Genomic DNA, 24627 nt, shown 5'->3' on the forward strand with positions numbered 1-24627 from the left:
AATTCCCGCCCTTTGCAATGCTGAATGGACCGGAAAGTGTTACTTAGTCTTGCCCTTATACTGCTGGACCAGAGTAGCGAATAACGGATTCGCCTGCAGGCTTGACAGTTCGGGATCGCTCTCGGCCTGCCGCGCCGGATAGCCTCTCTCGAAGCATTGGCGCAGGGTTTGCAATGCCGGGACAGTATCGCCGGCGAGCGATTCGACAACCGCCTGGTTGTAGATCTGATTCACGTCATTGGGATCGACTGCCCGCGCGCGGCGGATGAAGAGCGCTGCCTGCGCGCGATCACCTTTCTTGGCGTAGTACAAGGCCAACGATCCCATAACCTCCGTGTTTCGCGGGTTCACCTGTAACTGCTTCAATGCGAGTGCAATGGCCTTGTCGTAGGTAGCATTGGCCTCCGCCTGTTTCCCCGACCAACGGTAGGCATCAGCCAAGTTGCCGGCCACCATCTCCTGGTTGGGATTCATTTCCATGGCTTTCCTGAACATCTCGACAGAGTCGTTGTAGCGCTTCAGGTAAAAGTACGCGGTGCCGAGGTTCGAGTAAGTGACGAAGTGGGGCTGGAAGGAGAGCGCTTTCTGAAACATAGGGACGCTCTCGTCGAACTTGTTTTGCTGAAAATAAACGACGCCCATGTTGCGGTAAGGGACGGGGTTATTGGGCGCTAACTCGCTCGCCTTCTTGTAGGCCGCGAGTGCCTGGTCATTGTCGCCCATCTTTATGAATGCCGAACCCAGCGCGTCGTAATTCAGCCAGTAATACGGATTCGTCTGGATCGCCTTCTTATAAGCGTCCACCGCTTCCGGCTTCCGGCCCGCGGTACGATAGGCGTCGCCCAGCTTGCGATATCCCTCGTCAAAATTGGGCGCCAGTTCCAGCGTCCGTTTCAGTTCGGCAATCGCCTCGGCCGGCTTGCCGGTGGCGGCATAGACCGCCCCCAGCGATGAGTGAACCTCGGGCAAGTTGTCATTAAGCCGATCGGCTTGTTTCGCCGCCGCCTCCGCCCTGGTGACCCAGCTGCCATCCGTGGTCTCGCGGTACATGCGCAGGCTGGCATCGGCAATTCCGGTATAGGCGAGCGCGAAGTTCGGATCTCGTTGCGTGGCCTGCTGGAACTGCTGCAGCGCCTCCTGGATGGTCTTGCGATCGAGTTCGCTGCGGCTGAAGACGTTTTTCGCCCGCAAGTAAACTTCGTAGGCATCGGCATTCTCGGTAGGATGGGCAGAAGTGCGCGCCATCTCCTCGGTGCTGGCCTTAATCGACAGCGCCGAGACCAATTTCGAGTAGGCGTTGTCTTCCAGCGTAAGCAGGTCCTGCTTGAGGCCGGAGAATTCCTGCGTCCACAGCCGCTTTCCGGCTTCGACGTCGTCCAGGTTCATGACCAGGCGGATCTTGTCGCCTTCGCCTTGCAAATTTCCGGTGACGACATACTTCGCGCCCAGGGTATTAGCGGCATCGGCCGGCGACGTATCGGGCTTGAGCTTGGCCACGGCGCTAGGCGCGGCGATCTGCACGTCCTTCAACTGGAAAAGCTTGGCGGTGAGGGCATCGACCACGCCGTCGCCGATGTAGCCCAGTGTCTTTTCATCGCCGATGATCTTCAGCGGCAACACCGCGACGTGCTTGGTTTCGACCACCGGCACAGCTGCGGCCTGTGGGCCGCCAAAGATGCGATGGCGCACCCACGGAACCGCCATCAGCCCGGCAGCTAGGACCAGCACCGCGGCCACCGCCACCAGCCACGTCCGGCTGACCGCGAATCCTGGAAGCGCGATCTGCACGCTGCGCGAGCCGGACTTAGGCGGCGCGGTCGCGGTGTCCAGGTCGTGCAGGATTTCCCCGGCGGTCTGGTAGCGCTGCGCGGGATCGCGCTCGATGCACTTCATGATGACGCGCACAATCCAGTCAGGCAGGTCGGGATTGAGGGTCTTAGGACTGGGCGGCGCTTCGTGCACGCGCTTGTACATCAGCTGCAGGGTGGTGTCGGCGTGGAACGGGACATCCCCGGTGACCATCTCGTAGAGGATAAGGCCAAGCGCGTAGAGATCGGCGCGATGGTCGATTTTTCCGCCCTGCACCTGCTCCGGGGCCATATAGCGCGGCGTTCCGAGGAACTCGCCGCTCTTGGTCATGCCGGTGTCCTGCTCCAGCGACTTGGCAAGACCGAAGTCGGAGACGTACACGTTCTCCTGCTTGTCGAGCAGGATGTTCTGCGGCTTGAAATCGCGGTGCACCACACCTTCGCTGTGGGCGGCATCCAGTGCGCTGCACAGTTGCCTGGCGATCTTGATGGCATGCTCGATGCTGAGCTTGCCCTGCTGCGTGAGCAGGCCGTGGAGGTCCTGGCCTTCGACGTAGGCCATGGAGATGAACTTCACTCCGGCGGCCTCGCCCAAATCGTGAATGCGCAGAATGTTCTTGTGGGAAACCTTGCTCGCCAGCAGCAATTCCTGCTTGAAGCGCGCCTCCACGCCGGGATCGCGAGCCAGGTCGGGACGAATCAGCTTGAGCGCGACAGGACGTTGCAACTCCTTGTCCCACGCTTTATAGACCGCGCCCATGCCGCCCTGGCCGAGCATGCGGTCAATGCGATATCGAGGGCCGAAGTCCACCTGGTCAGAACCGGCGCCGATGCCGAGCGCAGTCCAGGAACCGGCGGTCGGATGATTGGGATCTTGCGCCGGCGCGGCAGATGGAGCTAGAGCAGGAGCAGGCGCACTGGCCGCTCCCTGCGCTCCCACGCCGGGCACGGGCGGCAGGCTGACCCCGGCAAAGGTCGCCGCTTCGCCAATGGGAACGAGCGCGGCACCGCAGCGGATACACTTCGATACGGCTGCGAGGTTACTGGTTCCACATTGCGGACAGTTCATGGCGAACCGGAGCCCGGTAAATGAAAAGATTATTGAACAGTAAACAGGCTCACGCAAGCGGAAAACCCGTCCCTAACGCAGGTTGCGAGCCTGACAGCACCCGTATTGGTCTCCGTGTGCAGCGCGGAGTGTTACGCGGCGCTTAGTACCTGGCCATCTTCGCCTCGAAGGCGGCAAACTGTCCTTCCAGGTTCCACTGCAGGCGCGCCCGCTGACTGCCCTGGAGAAATTGACGGCAGGCAGGAGTGAGCGAATCGTCGGAGGCGCCGGGGCGGTCCGCCTGGCATGCCGCGCGATGAAATGTCTTCGCGTCGGACCACAAGCTGGCGCCGGGAACGAAGGCGTGCTCCAGGCTGTTGCGCGACATCTGCTTAAGCGTGGCATAGCTGAACCCGTAGGTCTGGATGGCACGCAGGTACTCGTGATTGAGGTCGGAGCGGGCGACGCCCTCATCATCGGTGGCGAGCGAAACTGGTACGCCGTATTTCAAGTAGATCGGCAAGGGGTGGTCGGCGCCGCGCACGCCCAGGATCATGTCATTGCTGGTAAGGCAGATTTCCACCGCCACGTTTTTCTGCGCCATGGTGCGCAGCAGTTCAAGGGGATCGCGCTCATACATTACATCCACGCCGTGGCCGATGCGTTCGGCGTGCCCAAGAAGGATGGACTCGCGAATATGAAAGCGCAGGCCGTCGGGCGGCACCAGGCCGGCGGCCAGTTCGCCGGCGTGCAGCGTGATGCGCACCTTTGGATAGAGCTTGTGCAGGAAATCCATCATCTGCATGTGGAGTGTAAAGTCGCGCATCTCGACGAAGCCGTCTTCCGGCATGACCAGGTTGATCCCGACCACGCGCGGGTCCGCGGTGCCCATTTCGAATCCGGCCACCATCTCGGCGAAGACCTGGTCGCGTCCCAGGCCGCGATGCACCTCGTACAAGTATCGGACCGTCACGCCGCATCCGGGATCGGCGTTCAACGAACTGCAGCCGAGCATGGAACGCATCTTGTCTTCGGCCTGGTCCACGCTCAAGCGGGCGGCAGCGACCACGCGGGCAATGTCTTTGTCGATCAGCTTCTGCCGTTGTGCGGCCATGTCACCGTTCCAGCCCATGCCGGAACCGAAGCGCGCCACCGCACCGTCGTCGGGGCTGAGGATGAATTCGATGTAGGACACGTGCTCGCGGCCGGCACGCGCGACCGCCTCGGCCAGCATCTCTCCCATGTGATCGTGCTTGGCGAGGGAGAATTTGCCGAAGGTATCGAAGAAATGATCGTGACCGGAGCGATCGTTTTCACCGGGCGTGAATTGACGCATCGACCAGGCATCCACGATGTCACGGTAGAGAACGGGATCGGCGAACGCGCGCGCCGCCGGCACCTGTCCCTTGGCTTCATCGCAGCCCGGCTTCTGAGCATCGGGGGACTTCTCCGGGGAAACCGCGCGCAGGGTCTTCCGCTCGACGCAGAGATTATCGTGCACGGCGAAGTTGATGAAGGACTCCCCATAGATGGCCCCGGTGAGGTGGTTGTGCAGGTCGGCGCCTTTCGGCAACTGCTGCACAAAATCCAACAGCAATAAGGGCTGCTTGCGGATGGAGTCGAGGTAGCGCTCGGTGCGCTGCTCATTGTCGGAAGTCGGCGGCGCCGTTTCTCGGGCCGGGCTGCGCGGCGGATGTTGAGGCCTGGCGGTGGACTGCTGTCCGGCGGCGAGGGTCGCGATCAATAACAACAGAAGAGAGTGCCAGCAGCGGCTCAAGAATTCACCTCGGAAAAAGTGAACAGGATTGTAGCGCCGGAATAGCGCAAGAGCGAAGCGTTCTCGCCGATTGGTTACAATCATCTGCTCATGCGCCGGCGGTTGGCCATTCTGTTCCTGGTGTGTCTCCTGCCGGATGCGGCGGGATACGGCCAGACGTCGCGGACAGGCGGAAGCGTAGCCGGTTTCATCCGCGACAGCACCGGCGCGGCCATTGCCGGCGCCCAGATCTTGCTGCGCAATCTGGCCACCGGCTACCAGCGCGAATTTCGCAGCGACGAGCACGGCACGTTTCATGCATTCGATCTGCCGCTGGGGGAGTTCGAGTTGCGCGCCGAAGCACCCGGCTTTGCTCCCTACTTTCACCGTGGTCTCAGCATTTCGATCGGGCAGACGGTGCACCTGCAGGTGCGGTTGGCGCCCGCCGCCGAATCCCGCACGGTGACGGTCACCGGACAGCCGCCTCCATTGGACACTTCGCAGCCCACCACCACCACGACCGTGGACACTGAACGGATTGAAGAGCTGCCGGTGGTCAGCCGCAGCTACCTGAACTTCGTCTTGCTGGCGCCGGGGGTCACCCCGACCGAGCGCCAGCACCCGCCCAACACACACTCTCAATTGCCAGACAGCGGTTTCAGTTTTGGCGGTCTTCGCCCGCGAAGCAACAATTTGTCCATCGATGGCGTGGACAACAATGACGAGTACACCGGCGCCGGCCGCACGGAGCTATCGCTGGAGACCATCCGCGAGTTCCAGGTGGTGAACAATGGCCTGTCGGCGGAATCGGGCGGGGCGTCAGGCGGGTCGATCAACGTGGTCACGCGAAGCGGCGCCAACATTTATCATGGCGACGCTTTCATTTTTGTCCAGAACGGTTCGTTGAACGCGCGGCCAGCGTTCGAGGAGGGGCCCGGCAAGCCCGACTTGTCGCGCTATCGCATCGGCGGCGCGCTCGGCGGTCCGCTGCGCCGCGACCGGACATTCTTCTACACCGCCTTTGAACAGGAACACGCGCGCGGCCAGACGGCCAGCGACGTCAGCTCGCAGGCGATTGCGGCGATCAATGCGCTCCTCGCCACCGGGGCCTATCCCGCGCTGGCGACGCGAAGGCTCGCCGCGTCATGGTCCCCAACCGCGCGCGCCGAAACCGAACTCTCCGCCAGACTGGATCACCAATTGAGCCCGCATCATTCCCTGATGCTGCGCTACTCGTTCACCAATAACCGCGTGGCGAACGACGGTTTCAACACCGGCGGCCTGACCGACGTGAGCGCGCGCGGCTCCGCTTTCACCAAAGATCACGTGCTGGTTGGCTCGCTGGCGTCGGTTTTCAGCAGCAGCGCAGTGAACGATTTGCGCTTTCAGTTGGCCACCCGCCGGGTGGTCTCCGGCACCGCGGACGCTACCGGGCCGAACATCGAGATTCCAGGGGTGGTGAATTTTGGGCGTCCCTATGAGGGCAACAGCGCGCGGCACGAGAACCACTACCAGGTCAGCGACAGCATCACCTTTACGAAAGGCCGCCACCTGCTGAAAATCGGGGCGACGGTGAATCGCATACGCCTGCGCGCCTCCGTCCCGGATGGCTTCGGTGGCCTGTACATTTTTCCCGACTTGCAGTCATTCTTCGCAGGACAGCCTGATGAGTACCGCCAGGGCTTTGGCAGTCCCCGCAGCGACTTTCCGGTCACCGCGACCGGCGCATTCCTGCAGGACCATTGGACGGCAACTCGCGGCCTGGCGGTGGACGCTGGCATCCGTTATGACTTCGAACATTTGCCCGCAGGCTTCAACCAGGACACCAACAATTTCAGCCCGCGCATCGGCTTGGCATACTCGCCTGCGCCCACTTGGGTCATGCGCTCCGGCTACGGGGTCTTTTTCGATCGCTACCTGCTGGCAGCGGTCAACCGCGCCCTTGACCGCAATGGCATCGGCTCGTTCGAACTGGTGGCGGAGGGGAGCGACGCACAACGCTTTTTCTCCGCAGCCGCTCTGAATCCGCCGGCAGCAATGCCAATCCCGCCCTCGATCTACACGGCGGATCCGCGCCTTGCCGATTCCTACAGCCAGCAGGCAAACCTGGGAGTCGAGCACCTGATCTCGAGTAACTGGACCGCGGGGGCCAACTTTCTTGTTGCGCGCGGGGTGAAGCTGTCGCGGACCGTGACCATCAATCTGCCGCCGCCGCTGGTGCTCACTGCTTCCAACGCAGCGATGCTGGGTTTCAGCGTGCCTCCCCCGCAAGCGATTGGACGCGAAGTATTCCCGCCGGAAAGAATGAATCCATTCTTTGGCGCCATCTACGAATGGCAGAATCGTGCCTCCTCCACCTACCAGGGCTTGTCGCTCGCGCTGAACCGCCGGTTGGCCAACGAAATTGAATTCTCGGCCGCCTACACACTGTCCAAGACCATCGATGACGCTTCCGACTTCAACGAGCAGCCGCAAAACACCTACGACATTCGGGCGGAGCGCGCCTTCTCCGGATTCGACCAGCGCCACCGGTTTGCCTTCAGCGGCCTCTTCGATCTGCCATTCGGCGATGAAGACGAAGGTGCAGCCGGTCGACCTGGCAAACTGGCGGCGGTTTTCGGCAATGTCGAGATCGCGCCCATCCTGTCGATCGGCAGCGGCCACCCGGTAAATCCGTTGGTTGGCACCGACATTAACCGAAACTTCGCTCTGCCAGTTTCCTCGCGTCCGCTGGGCATGGCCCGAAATTCACTTCGCCTGCCCACCAACGCCGAACTCGATCTCCGCATCTTGAAACTGTTCAAACTCACCGAGCACGGGCATCTGGACCTGGTCGCCGAGTTCTTCAACCTGGTCAACCGCGTCAACATCAGCGGAATCAATCCCTATTTCGGGGCGGGAACGCTGCCGGCAAACTCGTTTGCCCGACCCATCGATGCCTTGAACCCGCGCCAGGTGCAGTTTTCGCTGGATTTCGAATTCTGAACGAGCTTCATCTCCCCACCGTTCCGGCGCTGGTATCATGCTGGACGAACATTCAGGGATGGCAGCCATGGAAATTTCCGAAGTCAAAGAGTTGCAGGAAGTCTCCGCCGAAGCGCGCACCCGCAATGACAAACGCATCGGAATGACGATGGCAGTGATTGCCGTGTTTTTGGCAATTTCAACCATGCTGGGGCATCGCACGCATACCGAGTCGGTCCTGCTGCAGACCCGAGCCACCGACCAGTGGGCGTTTTACCAGGCGAAGAACATCCGCGCCCACATGTACGAAGCGAACTCCGAGATGGTCGCGGCTTTGGGCGGCGCGCAAGGGGCAAAGCTGGCAGAAGACTTCAAGACACGCGGTGAAAAGCAGCGCGCAGACGCGGAAAAAATCCGCACCGACGCGGAAAAACTGGAAGCGGAAACGCAGGCGACGGAGAATAAGGCGACGCACTACAACTTGGGGGAGATCTTTTTCGAAATCGGCATTGTGCTCTGCTCCATCTCCCTGCTGACAGCGTCGCCGCTGTTCTGGCGTTTGTCGTTTCTGAGCACAGCGGTCGGAATTGTGATTGCGGCGCGGGGAGCGATGCTGCACTGATCCCGGAACCGTCCCGCAACTCGTCAATCATTTGCTAATTCCGTGCGCCTTGAGGACCTCCTCCACCCGCTCCACCGGAATCGCTTCGACGGTATGACCGCGTCCGGTGACGGTCGTTGCCTTGAGCAATGAGTTGTAAATCGCCTCCTCGGTGGCCTCGATCGCTGCCAGGAAGAGTGGGGACATCGCTTCGTTGCCTAGCGCTACCACTTGCCGCGGTTTCTCCGCATCGCCGCGCCGCACTCGCAACTCCGGCGCGGTGGAGAAAGCAATCGCATAATCGCCGCTGCCGTTGGATCCGCCAGCCCCGGTACGGGCCATGCCCATGATAGCCCGCGCCGCCAGGCGCTTCAGGTTGCGCGCGTCGACGGGAGCGTCGGTGGCTATGACGATCATGCAGGAGCCATCCGCGTTACCGGCGGTCGAAGTGGAATACGGCGGATGTTTTATCAAATCGTGGGGCAAGGTCCCCAGTTGCTCCCGAAACTCGTACCTGCCCAGTTCCCGGCCGACAGGCGCACCGGCAATGGACAGCACGCCGCCGAAGTTCGACTGCACCAGCACGCCGACGGTGTATCCGCCGAGGGACGCCGGCAATTTTCGCGACGCGGTTCCGATCCCGCCCTTCCAGCCGAACGCAACCGTACCCGTGCCCGCGCCGACGCTCCCCTCCTCGACCGGGCCGCCTTTCGCGCTCCTGATAGCGGCCAGCAGGTCGTCAGGCGTGACCGGCCGCGAGCGAATGTCGTTCAAGAAACCGTCGTTAGTCTCCCCGACGAGGGGATTGATGGATTGCACGTCTTCATTTCCGGGCAGCGAAAGCATGTAGTCAATGACGGCATCGGCCACGCGCGGAACGGCGAGCGTGGAGGTCAGCACGATGGGCGTCTCGATCTCGCCCAGCTCGTTCACTTGGGTGGAACCGGCAAGCTTGCCAAAGGCGTTGCCGACAAACACTGCGCCCGGCACCTTCTCGCGAAACAGGTTTCCGGCGTGGGGCAGAATGGCGGTCACTCCTGTGCGCACGTCCGCACCGCGCAAGATGGTGGCATGGCCGACCCTGACGCCGGCAACGTCGGTGATCGCATTCAGCGGTCCCGGCGGAATCACACCGACGTTCACTCCGAGAGCGCGGAGCCGGGGGCGGGGCTGTGCCGGCGTCTGGGACGCGGCACTACCCAGGAGCGCGACCGTGATGAAAACTCGACCAAGAAGCTTGGCCATAAAGCGGCGATTGTACTTCACCGTGTCTTGACAGGCGTCTGCCGCCGCCTTCCCCGACGAGTACCGGAGCCAAAAGGACACGCCCTTCCGAGTCGCGGAAATGGCATGTAGCGACTCAAGTCCGGGACTCGCAACCAGCCCAACCCTGTGATAGTGTTAGCGGCATTTCCAGAATACCTCCCGGCATCCGGGAGCCTGGCCATACCCGTTCGCGACCAGCTCTCCGGCGCCTCGAACTCCGGGCCCATTACGCGCCCGGTCACGGGCGACGAGTGCAAGCGGCGCGTGCCCCCGGCGGGCGGCTGAATTCAGCACGGAGTTCATCGTTTATGGCGCTCGGTTTTGGCTTCAACAAGGCGAAGGTCCTCAGCGCGGCGGAAAAGCACGTCCAACAGGGCAAGCTCCAGAACGCCATTGGCGAATACGAAAAGGTCGCCAAGGAAGACCCCAAGGACCTCACCGTACTGAACACTATCGGCGACCTGTACGCGCGGCTGGGACAGCCGGAGCGGGCGACCAACTTCTTTCGCCGGGTGGGTGACGCCTACGCGGCGGATGGCTTCACGGTGAAGGCCATCGCCATGTACAAGAAGCTCACCAAGCTGACGCCCCACTCCCTCGACGGGCTTCAGAAACTGGCTGAGCTCTACACCCAGCAGGGCCTCTATAACGACGCCCGGCAGCAGTACGTGGCGCTCGCCGACCATTGGATGCGGGCCAACGACCTGGACGGGGCCGCCCGCGTCTTTCAGAAAATGCTGGAACTCGATCCGGAAAACGCCGCCATGCAGACCAAGCTGGCCGATCTCTATATCCGGATGGGAAAGCGCGAAGATGCAAAGGAAATTTACTTCCGCGCCGCCGAGTCGCTGTTCCAGCGCGGCGCCATGGACGCCGCCGACGAGGCGCTGGGCCGCATCCTCAGTATCGACCCCGCCAATACTCGCGCGCTGCTCAAGCGCGGACTGATCGCAGCCGACTCGGGCGACGGCGCCGCCGCCATCCAGCACCTGCAACGGATCCAGCATCTCGACACCAATCAGGAAGCGCTCGGCGTGTTGCTGCGCGCGCACTTGCAGGTGAAAGACTTTGCCTCCTGCGAAAAGATCGCGCGTGATCTGGCCGCCGAGCACAACGACCTCAGCGGCATCCAGGCGCTGGCGGAATCGCTGTTGTCGAGCGGCTCGATCCGGCCAAGTCTTGCCCTGTACAAGGAATTCTCCGGGCAACTCAGCCACCCGGAGTCGCTGCAGCACGCGCTGGACGCAGCTCTCCAGAAGGTCAATGAAGACGCGCCTTCGCTGGAAATCATCCGCGAAATGTACGGCCAGATCGGTGACAAGGCGCACTACATCGAAACCACGGAACAATTGGCGCACACCCTGGTCCATGCCGGCGAACTGACACGCGCCCGCGATCTTTATCGCGAACTCACCGAGAGCGAGCCCGAGAATCCCATTCATCAGCAGCACTATCGCCAGGTGCTGGCCAAGCTGGGAGAGGACCCGGCCGTCCGAACGCTCACTTCCGCGGAAGGCGAGCAGGCGTTCATGGTGGATGAGCTGCAGATGACGGCGCACGCCGTGTCGCAGGAATATCCCGAAGAGATCGCGGAAGTGATCGAGGCGGCGCTGACCGATTCCGATCTGCTCGAGTCCTACAACATGCCCGCCAAGGCGGTGGCGCCATTAGAGGCGGTGCTTCCGAAAGCGCCGCGCGATTCCCGAATCACCCAGCGTTTGGCCTCGCTCTACGCGGCCGCCAACCGGTTTGCCGATGCGGCCAACTGTTGCGATACATTGCATTCGATCTACGCGGAAGCCGGTTACGGCGAAGAGGCCCAGCAGTATAGCGACTTGGCCGCAAAGTACCGGGAGCGCGCCCGCACGGCGCCACCGATGGCGCATGCCGCACCCGCTTCGGCCTCCCCGGCCCCCGAGGTGGCGGTCCAGCCGCGCGCGGTTTCGGTTCAAGTCGAGCCCGCAGTAGTGGCGCCTGCGTTTCAAGTCGAGCCCGCAGTAGTGGCGCCTGCGGCCGCCGCGGAGCAGGAAATCGATATCTCGGATGAGTGGGAGGCGCAGGCGACCGAGCCCGCCGCCGAAGTTGTCCGGGAGCAGTCGGCGCCTTCGGTGGCCGACTTGTTAGAAGAGATCCGCTTCTATATCTCGCAGGGGATGTGGAACGAAGCGCGCGTCGCCTGCGAACGCTGCCAGAGGATCGCGCCCGGCAATCGCGAAGTCCTCGAACTGGAGGCGAAGGTTTCCGCCGCGCTCGCGCCGGTGATCGAGGTCGAGGGTCCGGCTGATTTTGGCATCAGCATGGAAACGGCGCCCGCAGTCGCTTCCATGGCTGCACCCGCGCCGGCTCCTGCCCCCGCCGCGAAGGCCGACGTGCTCGGCGACTTTGTCTCCGATCTTGAGCGGTCCCTCGGTTCAGATTTTGTGCCCGCAGCCGCCGCCTCTTCTGTACCGGCGAAAGTAGTCGCGGCGCCGGCGCCAGCCCCGGTCGTGTCCGCACCGGTTGCACAAGTCGTGGCGGTTGCAATTCCAGAGGAAGTCAAGGAAGAGGCGAACACAGTTCTTACCGACATGTTCGCCGAATTCAAGGAAGACGCCGAAGCCGGCTCGACGGAAGTAGAGGACCCGGAAACCCATTACAACCTGGGCGTCGCCTTCCGCGAGATGGGCCTGATGGACGAAGCCATCGGCGAACTGCAAAAGGTGTGCCTCGCCATCGACGGCGGCGCTCCCTTCAGCCAGACCATGCAGGCCTACACCTGGCTGGCGCAGTGCCTGGTCGACAAGGGCGTTCCCGGCGCCAGCTTCAAGTGGTACGAACGAGCGCTCAAAATCGCCACCGACGAGCATCAGCGCATGTCGCTTCATTACGATCTGGCCGCCGCCTACGAGGCCTCCGGCGATCGCCCCGCTGCCCTGAAGCACTTCATGGAGGTTTACGGCAGCAATATTGACTACCGGGATGTCGCCGAGCGCATCAAAGCTCTAAGGTCGTAGAATCCATACATGGGTCCAGCCAGCGATCCGAAGGAGCAAGCACGCCAGGTGATGCCGGAAGAAATGCTCCGGGCTGAGAGCTTGCCTGCAATGGACGGCAAGCTGCATCCGGTCTCCGTTCCCCCGAAAGTCTCGCGCACCACGGTGTGGCTGCACCGCGTGTCGCTGGTCATCTACGTCATCTTCTGCATCGAGTTGGGAATGCTGTTGGCTGTCCTGCCGTGGACGAAGGTCTGGACCGACAACTCTCTGCTGGGGGCGCATGCTTCCTGGCGCGTGGTGGTGCAGAACAATTTCGTGCGCGGCGTCGTTACCGGGCTTGGCTTGGTGGATGTCTGGATTGGCATCTGGGAAGCCGTGCACTACCGCGACCCGGGGAAGAAAAATTTGAAATTAGAAATTTGAAATTGTGAGGGTTCTGTTTTCCCGGGCTGGGTCGGCTAGTCGGCGGCAAATCTCAAATTCTCCCATTTCCAATTTCCAATTCCTGTATTCTTTCTACTCCTTATGGATGACGAGACCCTCACTCGCGCGCCTCTCGCCTACGAAAACAAGAGGTTCCTCGATTCGCCGGATGGCCGCATCTTGCGCATTCTCTCGGAATACTCGGAGCCGCTGGCGCGCTTTCGCCGCGAGCGGATTCAGGACACCGTCGTTTTCTTTGGCTCGGCGCGGTTTCACAGCCGCCATGATGCACAGCGCAGCCTGGAAGTCCTGGAAAAACCCGGCTCGCGCGAACTCGCACCGCCCTCCGAGCAGCAGAAAATCCTGCAGGCAAGGGCTGCGGTCGAGATGGCGCGATACTACGAGGAGGCGCGGGCGCTGGCTTACAAGTTGACGCAGTGGGCCTCGACGATCCCCTCCAAACGGCGCCGTTTCGTGGTCACCACCGGGGGCGGGCCGGGCATCATGGAGGCGGCCAACCAGGGAGCGCGCGAGGCCGGGGGAAAGACCATCGGTCTCAACATCAATCTGCCCTACGAGCAGATGCCGAACCGCTACATCAGCCCGGAACTGAACTTCGAGTTCCATTACTTCTTCATGCGCAAGTTGTGGTTCGCTTACCTGGCGAAGGCGCTGATCGTTTTTCCCGGCGGTTTTGGCACCTGCGACGAACTATTCGAGATCCTTACCCTTGCGCAGACGGAAAAGCTGGCGAAAAAGATCCTGGTAGTGATGTACGGCAGCGCGTACTGGAAAAGTGTCTTCAACATGCAGGCCATGGTCGATGCCGGAACCGTCTCCGCCAGCGACGTCAACTTCTTCCGGATGGTGGACTCGGTGGAGGAAGCCTTTACCTACTTGAAGGAAGGCTTGACCAAGTACCACCTCAATCCGCCGCAGCCACACAAAGCTCCGGAAATCGCCAAGACCAGGCCGTAGGCATGGTTTCGGGTTTCTGATTGCTTGTCACGACATAACTGCCAGGAACTGGAAACCAGAAACTGGAAACCAGAAACTCCCATGAGCCTGCTCGCCAAAGCCGCGCTCATCATCTTCGGCGTCTTCCTTGTTTGGCTGCTGATTACCGGCGGCATTGCGCTGGCTCGGGGTCGATTCCACCAGATCTACCAGGCGCACCTGGGCGAATCGCGTCGCGAGCGCCACTTTCTCGGATCGCTTGCCTTCTTTCTGACCTTTGGCGCAGTTCGAGCCATCACCTACTCCATCCGCGCCGGCATCGGCCCATTTCACGACATCAGCGCGGGCGGACGCCACATCCATCACCTTGTCTGGGGCATTCTGCTGTTGCTGATTGTCGGTTATCTCTGGCTGGCGGAGATCGGTACTGGAGCTCTCGACAGCTCGGTCTGGACGGGTCGCATTACTGTGCTGCTATACGGAGTTGGAGCCGCGCTTACCCTCGACGAATTCGCGCTCTGGCTCAATCTTGCCGATGTCTACTGGTCGCCGCAGGGCCGCGCCAGCATCCGCGCCGCGTTCTTTTTCGGCAGCCTGCTGTCAGTCGGCTTCTGGGGCGGCCCGTTTCTGCACGCGCTCACCCGCCACGCGCTCGGCCTGCACAAATCTAAGAGCCGGTAACAAAACCTCCGTTGCGCCGCAGCAAGGCTCGCCATATGCCGCACCGAAGCTTGCCGCATTAGCGAACAGAAAGCGCAAGCTTACGTGAAGGCGAACCGCTACGACAGGTAGGGCAGCGTAATTACAAAGCCCGCCGTTGCATCGGCGGGCATTGTTTGTTGAGCAGCACGACCCGGTTGCTACAACTCAACGTTTTCTCATTGAGTAACCGCCGAAAGCGCGTTCACCTGTCCGTGGCCATTGAAGCCGTTGTAACCCGTCCCGCCCTGGCATACCTGGGGCGCCCCGTTATCCACGGCCGGGAAAAAGCTGTAGATCGAAAGGTCAGATGGACACGGGGTTGCATCGGCCGTGTTGTTGATTTGTGCTGCCACGGCTCCCGGCGACGTGATACCGGTGCTCATGATCAGGGCTGCCACTCCGGCCACGTGTGGTGATGCCATCGAAGTGCCCTGCAGGTAGCAATACAATGCAGGACCATCAAACACTTTTCGCAAACAGGTTCCGGCGAGGCTTGCGGGCCAGGTCGAAAGAACGCGCCCATTCGGGGCTGCAGCTGTGAGCTGCAGAATCGAGTCGCCTCCGGGAGCGATCACCTGTGCGGTTCCTACGCCATAGTTCGAGTAAAACGACTTGAGTCCCAGGTTCCCATTTGCCGTGACGCCAATCACGCCGGATACTTCAACCGGCACAACGCGACAGGCGTTGGTGATCTCTCGCAAAACGGGTGTGGTGTTGTCGGGGCTGGTGGCGTCCATCGTCGGATGCGCGAGGTCGTCGGCCGAGTTATTCATCGCAGCGACAACGGTAACGCCCCGCTGAATGGCGTACATTATGGCGCGCTGTTCCGCCTTCCAGATGGCGTGCTGGGCGGGATCGTTGGCGCAGTTGAACAGGTATGGGTCAGCAAAGTAGCTGTTATTCGTGACCTGCAGTTTGTGGGTACCTGCCCACATGAAGGCGCAGACCACGGCTTCGGGAAAGAAAAACCCGTTGGCGTCGCCCGCCTTGATGCCGGCAATCTTCACGTTGGGCGCGACACCAACGATACCGATGCCGTTCTTTGCGGCCGCAATCGTGCCTGCCGTGTGCGTCCCATGGCCGTTTTCGTCGAACCAAGCTGCTGGACTGGTGTTCGGAACCCCGCCGATACAGGAAACGCTGTTGCTGAAATCCACGTTGGGCGCGAGGTCGGGATGGGTGTAATCCAATCCGGTGTCAATGTCGCCGACCACCACCGAACTGCTGCCTCCAGTGATGGCCCGGGCTGCCGGGGCCTGAATCTGGTCCATGTCCCATTGCAGACCCGAGAGGTTATCCGACCCGGGGGCGGGTGTGTTGATGGCGGGAACGTTGGTCCCGTCATTCACGTTGTCGTCATTAATTCGGCTGGCCAAGCCGGTCGTCGCCACAACGCTCTCAATCCGGGTGTCATTCAAGAGGTTGGCGGCGAAGGCGTCGTTGTCGGAACGGGCGATGACAACTCCAATTTGGCCGTAACTGGCGAGGAGCGTGCCGCCTGCCTGCTTTATCGCGGTGGATGCGCCGGTCGGCACCCCTTTTGCGTGGTAGAGCACGATGTAGTTCTGCATCGTGCCTGCACATGTTGCTGGTGCCGCAAAAGAGAATAGCAGCAACAGCCAGACCGTCACAGCACGTGCTTTGAAGGGAAGTTTCGCCGTATTCGCAGGCTCTCGAGACCATCTCATGGTGGGCTCCTTTCGGAATGAAAATGCCTATGGGCCGACTAAAGCCGTCCCAGGGTATCGCTGGAACAATGAAGCCGGGGGTGCTAAAACCTTAGAAAGGAAGAGCGCCGGAAACTAAAGCATGCGCGAGAGTTTCTGCTTGTCTGCAGGCGTTGTCAATACGCAACGGCCGTGCTTCAAGCATTAGCTTGTGCAAAGGTTTGCACGTCAATCGCCGTCGTACCATTGACCCTTGAGACGGAATTCGGCGAAGTGGGAATTGGTCACGCAGCGGGCTTTTGATTATCCAACTTCGGCCCGATTTCCTGCTTGACCCTGTGCTCGACCGCCTTGGCAACGAAGCGTTGCTTCTTCAGATCCTGCCGCAGCAGAGCGTACGCGCTCATGTATTGGTTGGCCACCCAGACCAGCGAGAACATGGCAATGATGTAGCCTCTCCAGTCCAGGTACAGCAGCTTGAAGTGCGTCAGCGCAAGAAAGGCAATGGCGACATAGTGGCTGAAGCAGTAGTGGCAGGTCAGAAGGTAATAGAACTTGCGCTTCCACAGGCGCGGGGCATTATCGCGCTGCCACTCGCAGAAGTCCCGCAGCTCGCGGAAGATTTCCTCCTGCGTCATTGTCCAGGCGACACACGCTACCGGTATCGCCAGGACGAGCAACCACACAACCTGCGTCGACAAGTTCACGGTGGTGGGATGCAGCGCCGGGAGCTTCGGGATTGCGTACAATCGTCGGGAATTCTAAATTTCAATGTTTCTCTATTACATCACCGATCGCCGCCAACTTTCGGGTACCGACGCGGAACAGCGAGAGGCACTGCTCGGCAAAATTTCCCAGGCGACGCGCTGCGGTGTGGACTTCATCCAGCTGCGTGAAAAAGATCTCAGCGCACGCGAGTTGTTGTGCCTGGCCGAAGAAGCACGGGCAAGAATCGCGCAACACGCAGCGAGGGGGACCGGGAACTCGCGCGTGATAACCCGCTTGACTATCAATTCGCGCCTCGATGTTGCCCTCGCCGCCGGCGCCGACGGCGTCCATCTGCGCTCCGACGATATTTCCGCCGCCGATGCGCGCGCGGTTTCCATGGCGGCGGGCGGCGCAAGGCCCCTGAGCCCGGATCGCTTCCTAGTCGCCTGTTCTTGCCATACGGCAGAGGAGGTGCGGCGCGCGGAAGCAGACGGCGCCGACCTCGTCGTGTTTGCGCCGGTGTTCGAGAAAAGCGGAGAGCCCGGTGTCGGATTGGAAGGGCTGCGCGCCGCATGCCTCGGTACACCACCGGCCAAGACACCCGAGCCTTCGCCGGCAATCAAGATTCCGGTGCTCGCCCTTGGCGGGGTGACGGTCGAGAACGCGAGCGCTTGTCTTGCGGCAGGCGCCGCGGGCATCGCCGGCATTCGCCTGTTTCAGGACCACGACATGGAAGAAGTGGTAGCGCGGTTGCGAAAGACTGATCGACCAATCGACTGATAGACTTCTGCCCTATGCGCAGAGTCTTGTTGTTCACCTTCATCGTTCTGGCTTCACTTCCCGCATTTGCGCAGGCCAAGCCGAAGGTGCGGGCCATCACCGCCTTCGTGCGTCTCGATCGCGCCCAGTACAAGAACCAGATTCGTGACACGCTCGCATTCCTGCGCCGCGCCAAGGCAAGCTTCGAGCAGCGTGGATACCAGGTGGAAGGTGTGCGCATCACCACGCAGCCATTTCCGGAACTGGTGCGCGGGCTCAAGCACGACGAGGCCATGGCTTTCCTCCGCGGCTACGATGAGCTGGCGCAGAAGGAGAACTTCGACACTTCGATCGGTCCCGCCATGCTTTCCGACGCTGACGATCCCGCCAATGCACGACTGCTGGCGGAGGCGATCGCGGCCGGCAAGATCCTGGAGGGCAGCATCATCATCGCCGGCGAGGACGGGATTCACTGGAAATCGATTGCCGCGGCCGCCGACGTCATCAAGTATCTCGAGGAACACAGCGCGCATAGCCAGGCGAACTTCAATTTTGCCGCCACCGCGATGCTGCCGCCGCTGGCGCCTTTTTATCCCGGCTCGTACCACACCGGCGCGGGCCACCAGTTCGCGGTTGGGCTGGAATCGGCGAACGTGGTGGCCGAGGCATTCGCGTCGGCGAGCGGGTTCGATACTGCCTCGCAGCAGCTCACCAGCCGTCTCGCCCCTTTTGCCTTGGACATCGAGGCGGGAGCGAAAGAACTCGCTGCCCATGCCGGCTGGAGCTACGCTGGCCTGGACCTCTCGCCCGCGCCGCTGAAGGATGTATCGATCGGGGCGGCGCTGGAGAATCTGACCCACGCCCGTGTGGGCTCCAGCGGCACGATGAGCGCGGTCGCGGCAATCACGGCGGTGTTAAAGGCAATCCCGGTCCAGCAGGCCGGCTATTCAGGGTTGATGCTGCCGCCCCTGGAGGACAGTGTGCTGGCGCGGCGTTGGAGCGAAGGGGCGATCTCGGTAGATGCTCTGCTGGCCTACTCGGCCGTGTGCGGCACCGGGCTCGACACGATTCCGCTGCCTGGCGAAATCACCGCGGAGCAGCTTCGGCGCATGCTGGCCGATGTAGCATTTCTAGCGCGGAAATGGCACAAGCCGCTCTCGGCGCGGCTGCTGCCGGTGGCAGGAAAGAAAGCGGGAGAACGGACCGAGTTCGACGATCCGTTCCTGGTGAACGCCATGCTCCAGCCGCTGCCCTGAAATCCCGCAGTTCTGATCTGAGCTGGTCCCAATCTGGACGGCGGCTGCGGCTAAGGAACAGGGTAGCACCGCGAAAAATCGCGTCTCGACGTCTGCCGGAGGCGCATCATATGCGAGGCAACAAACGTGACTGGGATCAGCCCTGCTCGATGCGGCGCAGCTCGGTCTTAAGAGCCGCTTCGACTCGCGGGGAGCGGCGCTCGCCGCGAGCAACTCGGCTGACGTAGGAGCGGTCGACACCAAGCTGGCGGGCCACGCGAGCGTACAGCCCACGATACAGGCGGTATCGCTTCAGCCCCGAATCTTTGTTATTATGCCGTGTCACCAACGGTGACTCTCTGCTGGATTTTGATGTTCAGTGGAGCAATTTATAACTTTAGCGTTAAGCGTGTGTCAAGCAGTATGCGCGCTACAGGAACAAAACTCGCGAGACCTGAATGGGCGGTACGAATCGAGAAGTTAAGGGACAAGCTCCATTTGAGCCAGACCGAGTTCGCGGGCAAGCTGGACGTTTCGGCAATGGCGGTATCGCGTTGGGAACGCGGCATTAACGAGCCTCCAGCGAACGTTTATCTCGCCCTCGGAAAGCTGTGCGGCTACGATGGCTGCTGGTTTTTCTGGGAGCGGGCCGGAATCACCAAGAACGACGTACGCCGGGCCCTGAACGAACACTAAACCCTTCTGTTCCCCCTCCGTTTGTACACACTCGTGGTGCTAGGAGTTGAAGTGTGCCGATTTCAACCTTCGTCCCGCGAGTCTTTGACCCGATGTACTGCGCTCTGGTGTTTCGTCAAGTACAATCTCCGTTTTCAGGAGGCGCCGTGATCCCACGCTGGTGCAGTGTTTTTGCTATTTTTCTGTTTTTCTCCACTTCTGTGATTGCCCAAAATTCCCCTTCAACTTCATCGGCCGGTGCAGCGCCGGTGAAGGCCGCTGACCCGGAAAGCTTCATGCGCGACGCCGAGGCGCAGCTCAGCGAGACGATGGTTAAGGCCAGCCGTGCGTCCTGGGTGCAGGAAACCTATATCACTGATGACACCGAAGCTCTGGCGGCCGCAGCCAATGAGCAGGTCCTGGCGACCACCTCCGACCTGGTGAAGCAAGCGAGGCAATTTCAGGGCACGCCGCTCTCGCCGGAACTGCAGCGGAAGTTCCTGCTGCTGAAGCTGTCGCTCACCGCGCCGGCGCCGAATAATCCCGCCGAACGCAAGGAACTGGCGGAGATCGGTACCTGGCTGGAGAGCACCTACGGAAAAGGCAAGTACTGTCCGAAGACCGGGCCGTTTGCCGGCAGGTGCCTCGGCCAGAGCGAGATCGAAGAAGCATTCGCGCGCACGAAAGACGAAGCCGTGCTCCGCGACCTGTGGACCGGCTGGCACGCCTTCGCCCCGCAGATGCGGCAGCGATATGCGCGCGGTGTCGAGCTCTCCAACAAGGGCGCGCGGGAGATCGGGTACCAGGATACCGGCGTGCTGTGGCGCTCCAACTACGACATGCCGCCGGAGCAGCTGCGCGCCGAACTGGAGCGACTGTGGAACCAGTTGCGGCCGCTGTATCTTTCGCTGCACGCATACGTGCGCTCGCAGCTGGTGAAAAAATACGGCGCGCAGCTAGTCCCGCCGAACGGGCCGATTCCGGCGCACCTGCTGGGAAACGTGTGGGCGCAGGATTGGACCAATATCTACGACCTGCTCAACGTTCCCGGCAAAAGCAGCGGGATTGACCTGACCCCCATCCTGCGGCAGCAGAAGTACGATTACAAACGCATGGTAAAGACCGGCGAGAATTTCTTCGTCTCGCTGGGATTCGATCCGCTGCCCAAGACCTTCTGGGAACGTTCCATGTTCGTGCTGCCGCGCGATCGAGAAGTCGTCTGCCACGCCAGCGCATGGGACATCGACAACAAGAATGACGTGCGGCTGAAAATGTGCATCCAGATCCGCGACGAGGACCTTCGCACCATTCATCACGAACTGGGACACAACTACTACCAGATGGCGTACCAGAACCAGCCGACGCTGTTCCAAAGCAGCGCCAACGACGGCTTCCACGAGGCGGTGGGCGACACTATCGCACTTTCCATCACGCCCGAGTACCTGAAGCAGATCGGGTTGCTGCAGCAGGTGCCGCCGCCCAGCGAGGACCTCGGACTGCTGATGTACAAGGCGCTGGAGAAGGTCGCGTTCCTGCCGTTCGGTTTGCTGATCGACGAGTGGCGCTGGGAGGTGTTTTCGGGCCAGGTCCAGTCCGCCGATTACAACCAGGCGTGGTGGAAGCTGCGGCTGAAGTACCAGGGCATAACGCCGCCCGTGACTCGCACCGAGCAGGATTTCGATCCCGGCGCGAAATATCACGTGCCCGGCAACGTGCCGTACACGCGCTACTTTCTGGCCGACGTGCTCCAGTTCCAGTTCCATCGCGGCCTGTGCAAATCGATCGGCTACAGCGGGCCGCTACATCGCTGCTCCATCTACAACAACAAGGCGGCCGGCGCGCGCCTGAAGAAGATGCTGGAGATGGGACAAAGCCGCCCCTGGCCCGATGCTCTGGAGGAGCTGACCGGCGAGCGCCAGATGGACGCCACTGCAATCCTGGATTATTTCGCACCGCTGCAGAAGTGGCTGGATGAGCAGAACGCGAAGAATGGCGTGAAGGTCGGATGGTAATCAGCTGCCGCACCGAAAGGTGCAACTCAATTAGCCGGAACAGCGGCTAATTACGCTCGCGTTGCGGCAGCAGCGCGCGGAAAAGAAAGTTCACCAGCATGAGCACGACCGCGCCGATAAAGGCCGCGCCGAAGCCGGCGATGTGGAATCCCGGCACCAGGGCCGATGCGATCCAGAGCATCAGGGCGTTGATAACCAGCCAGAACAGTCCCAGCGTGATGATGGTCAGCGGGAGGGTGATGAGCTTGAGAAATGCGCCCAGGGTGGCATTGATCAGGCCGATGATGACGGCGGCCACTAACGCGGCCCCGAACCCGCTTAAGTAGAAGCCGGGAACGATGTGGGCGACGATGATCAACGACAATGCGCTGAGGATCCAGTGGAGCAGCAGTCGAACCATAAAGAGATCCAGTCTCAAGATTCAGCCGTCAGCCGGAAGGACCGAATTGTACGCGCCCGGGCCGTGGGAGGCTAGCGCTCGCTGAGGTTACTGCCGGCGGCAAGCATGGCAATCGATTTTTCAAGACGTCGCACGCGGGTCTCGGGCTTTTTCGCTTCCGTGATCCACTGCGCAAATTCCTTGCGATGGCTGTAGGAATAGCGGTCCCAGGATGCGTGCGCGGCCTTGTTCGCCTTGAGCGCCTTTTTCAGGTCGGGTGGAGCTTCGATCGTACGTGGCGCGGTGTCGGGTTCCATGGTCACCGTGACGGTGTCGCCGACGCCGCACTTGCCTCCGGCACGCATGAATCGGTTCACGCAGACAAAGTACTCGCCGCCCATGGGGCACACCGTCGTCCGGAACTTGAACCCATTGATCGTGCCGGTGACCGGAACGCGAGACTTGCCCCAGACCTTTTTCACGTCGAAGGGAATGTTCATGCCGGCAACTTCGCCCTTGCCGGCGCCGAAAAGCTTAACCTTGAATTGTTTGCGCATGACACCTCCGTTGATGTTCCCGGTTCTATTTCGCGTTGACTACGTCATCAGCCAGGAGCCGCGGGTACTGCTTGAGAAGGCCCTTCTCGGCCATCAACGCTTCAATCTTGTCCGGATCCTCGGGAGCTTGCGGTGACAACACCTCCACGCCTTTTTCAGTAACCAGCAGCATATCTTCGAGCCGAATGTACGTTTCGTCATCGGCTACGGTCAGTGACGGTTCAATGGTGAAGACCATTCCGGGTTTCAGGATGTCCACCGGGCCACCGACGTCATGGGTTGACATTCCGACCCAATGCCCGAGCATGAAGCCGGGACGTTCGGACCGCTGATTGTAACTTTCGACAAAATTGGTTGCCGCAGCCGCATGTTTCGGATTCGCAAATGTCGTGTGTTGCAACAAGGCGCGCATGTCGCGTGCCGCCTCCTGCGCGATCGCGCGCGGCGAGACCTCGGGACGGATGTGACTGATGATGGCGCGATAACAGCCGAGATAAAACGAATACAACTGGCGCTGCTCGGGCGTGAATTTCCCGCTCACCGGCCACATCCGAGTGACGTCGGACATGTAGTAATGAAAATCCGGGGCGGCATCGAGCAGCAGCATCTCGCCTGCTTTCAACTGCGACGTTCCTGCATGGTAGTGCGGCGCGTAGGCGTTGGTGCCGGCAGCGACGAGCGGATAGTAAGCCTCGCCCTGTCCGCCATTGCGAAGATGCAGGAAGCGAACCAGCGCCGCCAGTTCGTATTCCTGCTGCCCAGCCACGGTGGAGCGCATGGCCTCTGCCAGCGTGAGCGATGCCAGTTCGCTGGAGCGGCGAATGATGGCGATCTCCTGCGGGCTCTTGATCAGGCGCATCTGGTCCACGATGGGCGTGAGATCGTGGATCGCAAGCGTCGGAAAGCGCCGATGAATCTGGTCGATGAATCGCGCTTCGCGGGGAGCCTCACCGTCCCAGGGGTCATTCATGCGATCGAGGTTGTAGCGGACCGCCAAATCGCGGCTGGTCGCCTCCACCTCTTCCGGCGCGGTCGGGATATACAAAGTGGCATGCTGCCGCTCATATCCGGCCAGCGCAGTGGCGAAATTTTCCAGGGGTTGGATTTTGATGGCGGCGATTTGGCTGGACGCGTCGTCGGGACCGAGCAGCGCGCCTTCGAACTTCTGGCGGCGCGGATCGCGCGCTGGCATGAACAGCATTTCGCACGCGTCGGCGCAGGCCAACCCGTTGACCACAACCAGGATCGAGCCTGGCGCCTCCGTGCCGGTGAAATAGAAAAGTTCGTTGTTCTCGCGAAAGGAGACGTAGTTGGGCAGGTCCTCGCGGCCGCGGATGATCGCCACCGCGTCTTTGCCGATGGCCGAGCGCAGCTTGGCGCGCCGGTCGGCGAATTCCTGCTTCGAAAATGTCTTCGTGAACTCCGGCTGCTTCTGGGCAAAGGCAGGGGTGAGCGCCAGCACGAGAAACGCTGCGGCAAGGTTCCGGCTATTCCGCATCCGCACCTCCGGGGTGAGCCGCAGATTAACGCAGAAAGAGAGGGTTTTGGCAAGACAGGTCGGGGATCACAGACCGGAACCAGGCCGGTGAGTAGAATGCAGGATCCCAATGAACTTCAAGATTGTGGGCCCAATCCGCGAGACTGAGATCATCGCCAGCGGCGTGGCAGTTAAAACCCGCAAGAACCTCTGGAAAAAGTTTGGGCGCGACAACTGGAGGAAGGTGAAGGGCGTCGCCGAAGTGATGTATGCTGACGGGAGCATATGGCTAGCAGAGCTGCATTGGTACGAAGCACACGGGATCGGAAGAAAGCTGCTCAAGGTAAAAAGGCGGCTGCGGCGACTGTGAACGGACGCCGCACGCGGTTCGTCGTGTGCATTGACGCGCGCGAGTACACGGAAGTGGATTTGGACGTGGGCAAGGTGTATCAGGCGCTGCCCACCGAGAAAAGCGCGCGGGATCATGGACTGATTCGGGTTATCGATAACTCCGGGGAGGATTACCTGTTCTCAGCCGACCAATTCGTCGAAGTGAAGTTGCCGCGCGCCGCGCAGCAGGCGGTGGTGCGGGCCCGGGAGTCTGCTTAGGCTCTAAGCGGGAACGAAAAAGGCCACACGCTGTTCGCGTGTGGCCTTG

At 61.3% G+C, this 24627-nt stretch carries 22 protein-coding genes; 12 read left to right on the forward strand and 10 right to left on the reverse strand.

Annotation, left to right across the window (positions count from 1 at the left end):
- Positions 1-39: 39 nt before the first annotated feature.
- Entirely contained in the window at positions 40-2877 is a 2838-nt protein-coding gene (locus VFI82_12380; GenBank protein HET7185477.1) for a protein kinase, read from the reverse strand.
- Between the two features lie 142 nt (positions 2878-3019).
- Positions 3020-4633: an adenosine deaminase gene (locus VFI82_12385; GenBank protein ID HET7185478.1), complete on the reverse strand. Its 1614-nt coding sequence runs from the start codon at positions 4631-4633 to the stop codon at positions 3020-3022.
- 90 nt (positions 4634-4723) lie between these two features.
- On the opposite strand from VFI82_12385, the gene VFI82_12390 reads away from it, so the two are divergent.
- Both VFI82_12390 and VFI82_12395 read left to right on the forward strand, forming a co-directional pair.
- Positions 4724-7597, forward strand: a complete 2874-nt coding sequence (locus VFI82_12390) for a TonB-dependent receptor (protein ID HET7185479.1) — start codon at positions 4724-4726, stop codon at positions 7595-7597.
- A gap of 67 nt (positions 7598-7664) precedes the next feature.
- Positions 7665-8198 carry a DUF4337 domain-containing protein gene (locus VFI82_12395; GenBank protein HET7185480.1) on the forward strand — a complete coding sequence of 178 codons (534 nt, stop codon included), beginning with the start codon at positions 7665-7667 and terminating at the stop codon, positions 8196-8198.
- A gap of 27 nt (positions 8199-8225) precedes the next feature.
- Here the strand turns inward: VFI82_12395 and VFI82_12400 are convergent, their stop codons facing one another.
- Positions 8226-9422 (reverse strand): P1 family peptidase, encoded by a 1197-nt coding sequence (locus VFI82_12400; protein HET7185481.1) that lies wholly within the window; start codon positions 9420-9422, stop codon positions 8226-8228.
- A gap of 329 nt (positions 9423-9751) precedes the next feature.
- Here VFI82_12400 and VFI82_12405 point away from each other — a divergent pair, with 329 nt between their 5' ends.
- From VFI82_12405 to VFI82_12420, 4 genes are all read left to right on the forward strand, one after another.
- The gene (locus VFI82_12405; protein HET7185482.1) at positions 9752-12436 is read left to right on the forward strand and encodes a tetratricopeptide repeat protein; all 2685 of its coding nucleotides are present in this window, start codon (positions 9752-9754) and stop codon (positions 12434-12436) included.
- 9 nt (positions 12437-12445) lie between these two features.
- Positions 12446-12841, forward strand: a complete 396-nt coding sequence (locus VFI82_12410; GenBank protein ID HET7185483.1) for a hypothetical protein — start codon at positions 12446-12448, stop codon at positions 12839-12841.
- A gap of 102 nt (positions 12842-12943) precedes the next feature.
- Positions 12944-13819, forward strand: coding sequence for a TIGR00730 family Rossman fold protein (locus VFI82_12415; GenBank protein ID HET7185484.1), 876 nt, complete (start codon positions 12944-12946; stop codon positions 13817-13819).
- Between the two features lie 81 nt (positions 13820-13900).
- Positions 13901-14479 carry a hypothetical protein gene (locus tag VFI82_12420; GenBank protein HET7185485.1) on the forward strand — a complete coding sequence of 193 codons (579 nt, stop codon included), beginning with the start codon at positions 13901-13903 and terminating at the stop codon, positions 14477-14479.
- 197 nt (positions 14480-14676) lie between these two features.
- On the opposite strand, the gene VFI82_12425 is transcribed toward VFI82_12420, so the two are convergent.
- Together VFI82_12425 and VFI82_12430 are read right to left on the reverse strand one after the other, a co-directional pair.
- Positions 14677-16131 (reverse strand): S8 family serine peptidase, encoded by a 1455-nt coding sequence (locus VFI82_12425; protein ID HET7185486.1) that lies wholly within the window; start codon positions 16129-16131, stop codon positions 14677-14679.
- A 320-nt stretch (positions 16132-16451) separates the two neighbouring features.
- The gene (locus tag VFI82_12430) at positions 16452-16916 is read right to left on the reverse strand and encodes a hypothetical protein (protein ID HET7185487.1); all 465 of its coding nucleotides are present in this window, start codon (positions 16914-16916) and stop codon (positions 16452-16454) included.
- 22 nt (positions 16917-16938) lie between these two features.
- Between VFI82_12430 and VFI82_12435 the strand changes: the two genes are divergently transcribed.
- Together VFI82_12435 and VFI82_12440 are read left to right on the forward strand one after the other, a co-directional pair.
- Positions 16939-17655 (forward strand): thiamine phosphate synthase, encoded by a 717-nt coding sequence (locus VFI82_12435; GenBank protein HET7185488.1) that lies wholly within the window; start codon positions 16939-16941, stop codon positions 17653-17655.
- A gap of 14 nt (positions 17656-17669) precedes the next feature.
- Positions 17670-18890, forward strand: coding sequence for a DUF711 family protein (locus VFI82_12440; protein ID HET7185489.1), 1221 nt, complete (start codon positions 17670-17672; stop codon positions 18888-18890).
- 136 nt (positions 18891-19026) lie between these two features.
- Here VFI82_12440 and VFI82_12445 read toward each other — a convergent pair whose 3' ends face one another.
- Positions 19027-19215 (reverse strand): helix-turn-helix domain-containing protein, encoded by a 189-nt coding sequence (locus VFI82_12445; GenBank protein ID HET7185490.1) that lies wholly within the window; start codon positions 19213-19215, stop codon positions 19027-19029.
- Positions 19216-19292: 77 nt separating this feature from the next.
- Between VFI82_12445 and VFI82_12450 the strand changes: the two genes are divergently transcribed.
- Positions 19293-19565 carry a helix-turn-helix transcriptional regulator gene (locus VFI82_12450; GenBank protein ID HET7185491.1) on the forward strand — a complete coding sequence of 91 codons (273 nt, stop codon included), beginning with the start codon at positions 19293-19295 and terminating at the stop codon, positions 19563-19565.
- 115 nt (positions 19566-19680) lie between these two features.
- Here the strand turns inward: VFI82_12450 and VFI82_12455 are convergent, their stop codons facing one another.
- On the reverse strand, positions 19681-19842 hold the full coding sequence (locus tag VFI82_12455) for a hypothetical protein (protein HET7185492.1): 162 nt from the start codon (positions 19840-19842) through the stop codon (positions 19681-19683).
- Between VFI82_12455 and VFI82_12460 the strand changes: the two genes are divergently transcribed.
- On the forward strand, positions 19841-21556 hold the full coding sequence (locus VFI82_12460) for a M2 family metallopeptidase (GenBank protein HET7185493.1): 1716 nt from the start codon (positions 19841-19843) through the stop codon (positions 21554-21556). The genes VFI82_12455 and VFI82_12460 overlap by 2 nt on opposite strands.
- A 46-nt stretch (positions 21557-21602) precedes the next feature.
- On the opposite strand, the gene VFI82_12465 is transcribed toward VFI82_12460, so the two are convergent.
- From VFI82_12465 to VFI82_12475, 3 genes are all read right to left on the reverse strand, one after another.
- Positions 21603-21956 carry a phage holin family protein gene (locus tag VFI82_12465; GenBank protein HET7185494.1) on the reverse strand — a complete coding sequence of 118 codons (354 nt, stop codon included), beginning with the start codon at positions 21954-21956 and terminating at the stop codon, positions 21603-21605.
- 71 nt (positions 21957-22027) lie between these two features.
- Complete coding sequence (locus tag VFI82_12470; GenBank protein HET7185495.1) at positions 22028-22492, reverse strand: YdeI/OmpD-associated family protein; 465 nt, start codon at positions 22490-22492, stop codon at positions 22028-22030.
- A gap of 25 nt (positions 22493-22517) precedes the next feature.
- Positions 22518-23990 carry a Xaa-Pro peptidase family protein gene (locus VFI82_12475; protein ID HET7185496.1) on the reverse strand — a complete coding sequence of 491 codons (1473 nt, stop codon included), beginning with the start codon at positions 23988-23990 and terminating at the stop codon, positions 22518-22520.
- Between the two features lie 109 nt (positions 23991-24099).
- Here VFI82_12475 and VFI82_12480 point away from each other — a divergent pair, with 109 nt between their 5' ends.
- Positions 24100-24339 carry a hypothetical protein gene (locus VFI82_12480; protein HET7185497.1) on the forward strand — a complete coding sequence of 80 codons (240 nt, stop codon included), beginning with the start codon at positions 24100-24102 and terminating at the stop codon, positions 24337-24339.
- A complete protein-coding gene (locus tag VFI82_12485; GenBank protein ID HET7185498.1) occupies positions 24336-24578 on the forward strand; it encodes a hypothetical protein in 243 nt (80 codons plus the stop codon). Before VFI82_12480 ends, VFI82_12485 begins: the two co-directional genes overlap by 4 nt.
- The last annotated feature ends 49 nt before the right edge of the window (positions 24579-24627 follow it).

The sequence above is a fragment of the Terriglobales bacterium genome, assembly GCA_035691485.1.
GTDB lineage: Bacteria > Acidobacteriota > Terriglobia > Terriglobales > Acidobacteriaceae > JAIQGF01.

Coding starts and splice junctions, on each gene's coding strand:
- VFI82_12440 (HET7185489.1), top strand. CDS start 17,670: ATGCGCAGAGTCTTGTTGTTCACCTTCATCGTTCTGGCTTCACTTCCC.
- VFI82_12380 (HET7185477.1), bottom strand. CDS start 2,877: ATGAACTGTCCGCAATGTGGAACCAGTAACCTCGCAGCCGTATCGAAG.
- VFI82_12405 (HET7185482.1), top strand. CDS start 9,752: ATGGCGCTCGGTTTTGGCTTCAACAAGGCGAAGGTCCTCAGCGCGGCG.
- VFI82_12390 (HET7185479.1), top strand. CDS start 4,724: ATGCGCCGGCGGTTGGCCATTCTGTTCCTGGTGTGTCTCCTGCCGGAT.
- VFI82_12435 (HET7185488.1), top strand. CDS start 16,939: ATGTTTCTCTATTACATCACCGATCGCCGCCAACTTTCGGGTACCGAC.
- VFI82_12415 (HET7185484.1), top strand. CDS start 12,944: ATGGATGACGAGACCCTCACTCGCGCGCCTCTCGCCTACGAAAACAAG.
- VFI82_12395 (HET7185480.1), top strand. CDS start 7,665: ATGGAAATTTCCGAAGTCAAAGAGTTGCAGGAAGTCTCCGCCGAAGCG.
- VFI82_12480 (HET7185497.1), top strand. CDS start 24,100: ATGAACTTCAAGATTGTGGGCCCAATCCGCGAGACTGAGATCATCGCC.
- VFI82_12465 (HET7185494.1), bottom strand. CDS start 21,956: ATGGTTCGACTGCTGCTCCACTGGATCCTCAGCGCATTGTCGTTGATC.
- VFI82_12450 (HET7185491.1), top strand. CDS start 19,293: ATGCGCGCTACAGGAACAAAACTCGCGAGACCTGAATGGGCGGTACGA.
- VFI82_12400 (HET7185481.1), bottom strand. CDS start 9,422: ATGGCCAAGCTTCTTGGTCGAGTTTTCATCACGGTCGCGCTCCTGGGT.
- VFI82_12455 (HET7185492.1), bottom strand. CDS start 19,842: ATGAAGCTTTCCGGGTCAGCGGCCTTCACCGGCGCTGCACCGGCCGAT.
- VFI82_12460 (HET7185493.1), top strand. CDS start 19,841: ATGCGCGACGCCGAGGCGCAGCTCAGCGAGACGATGGTTAAGGCCAGC.
- VFI82_12470 (HET7185495.1), bottom strand. CDS start 22,492: ATGCGCAAACAATTCAAGGTTAAGCTTTTCGGCGCCGGCAAGGGCGAA.
- VFI82_12410 (HET7185483.1), top strand. CDS start 12,446: ATGGGTCCAGCCAGCGATCCGAAGGAGCAAGCACGCCAGGTGATGCCG.
- VFI82_12420 (HET7185485.1), top strand. CDS start 13,901: ATGAGCCTGCTCGCCAAAGCCGCGCTCATCATCTTCGGCGTCTTCCTT.
- VFI82_12475 (HET7185496.1), bottom strand. CDS start 23,990: ATGCGGAATAGCCGGAACCTTGCCGCAGCGTTTCTCGTGCTGGCGCTC.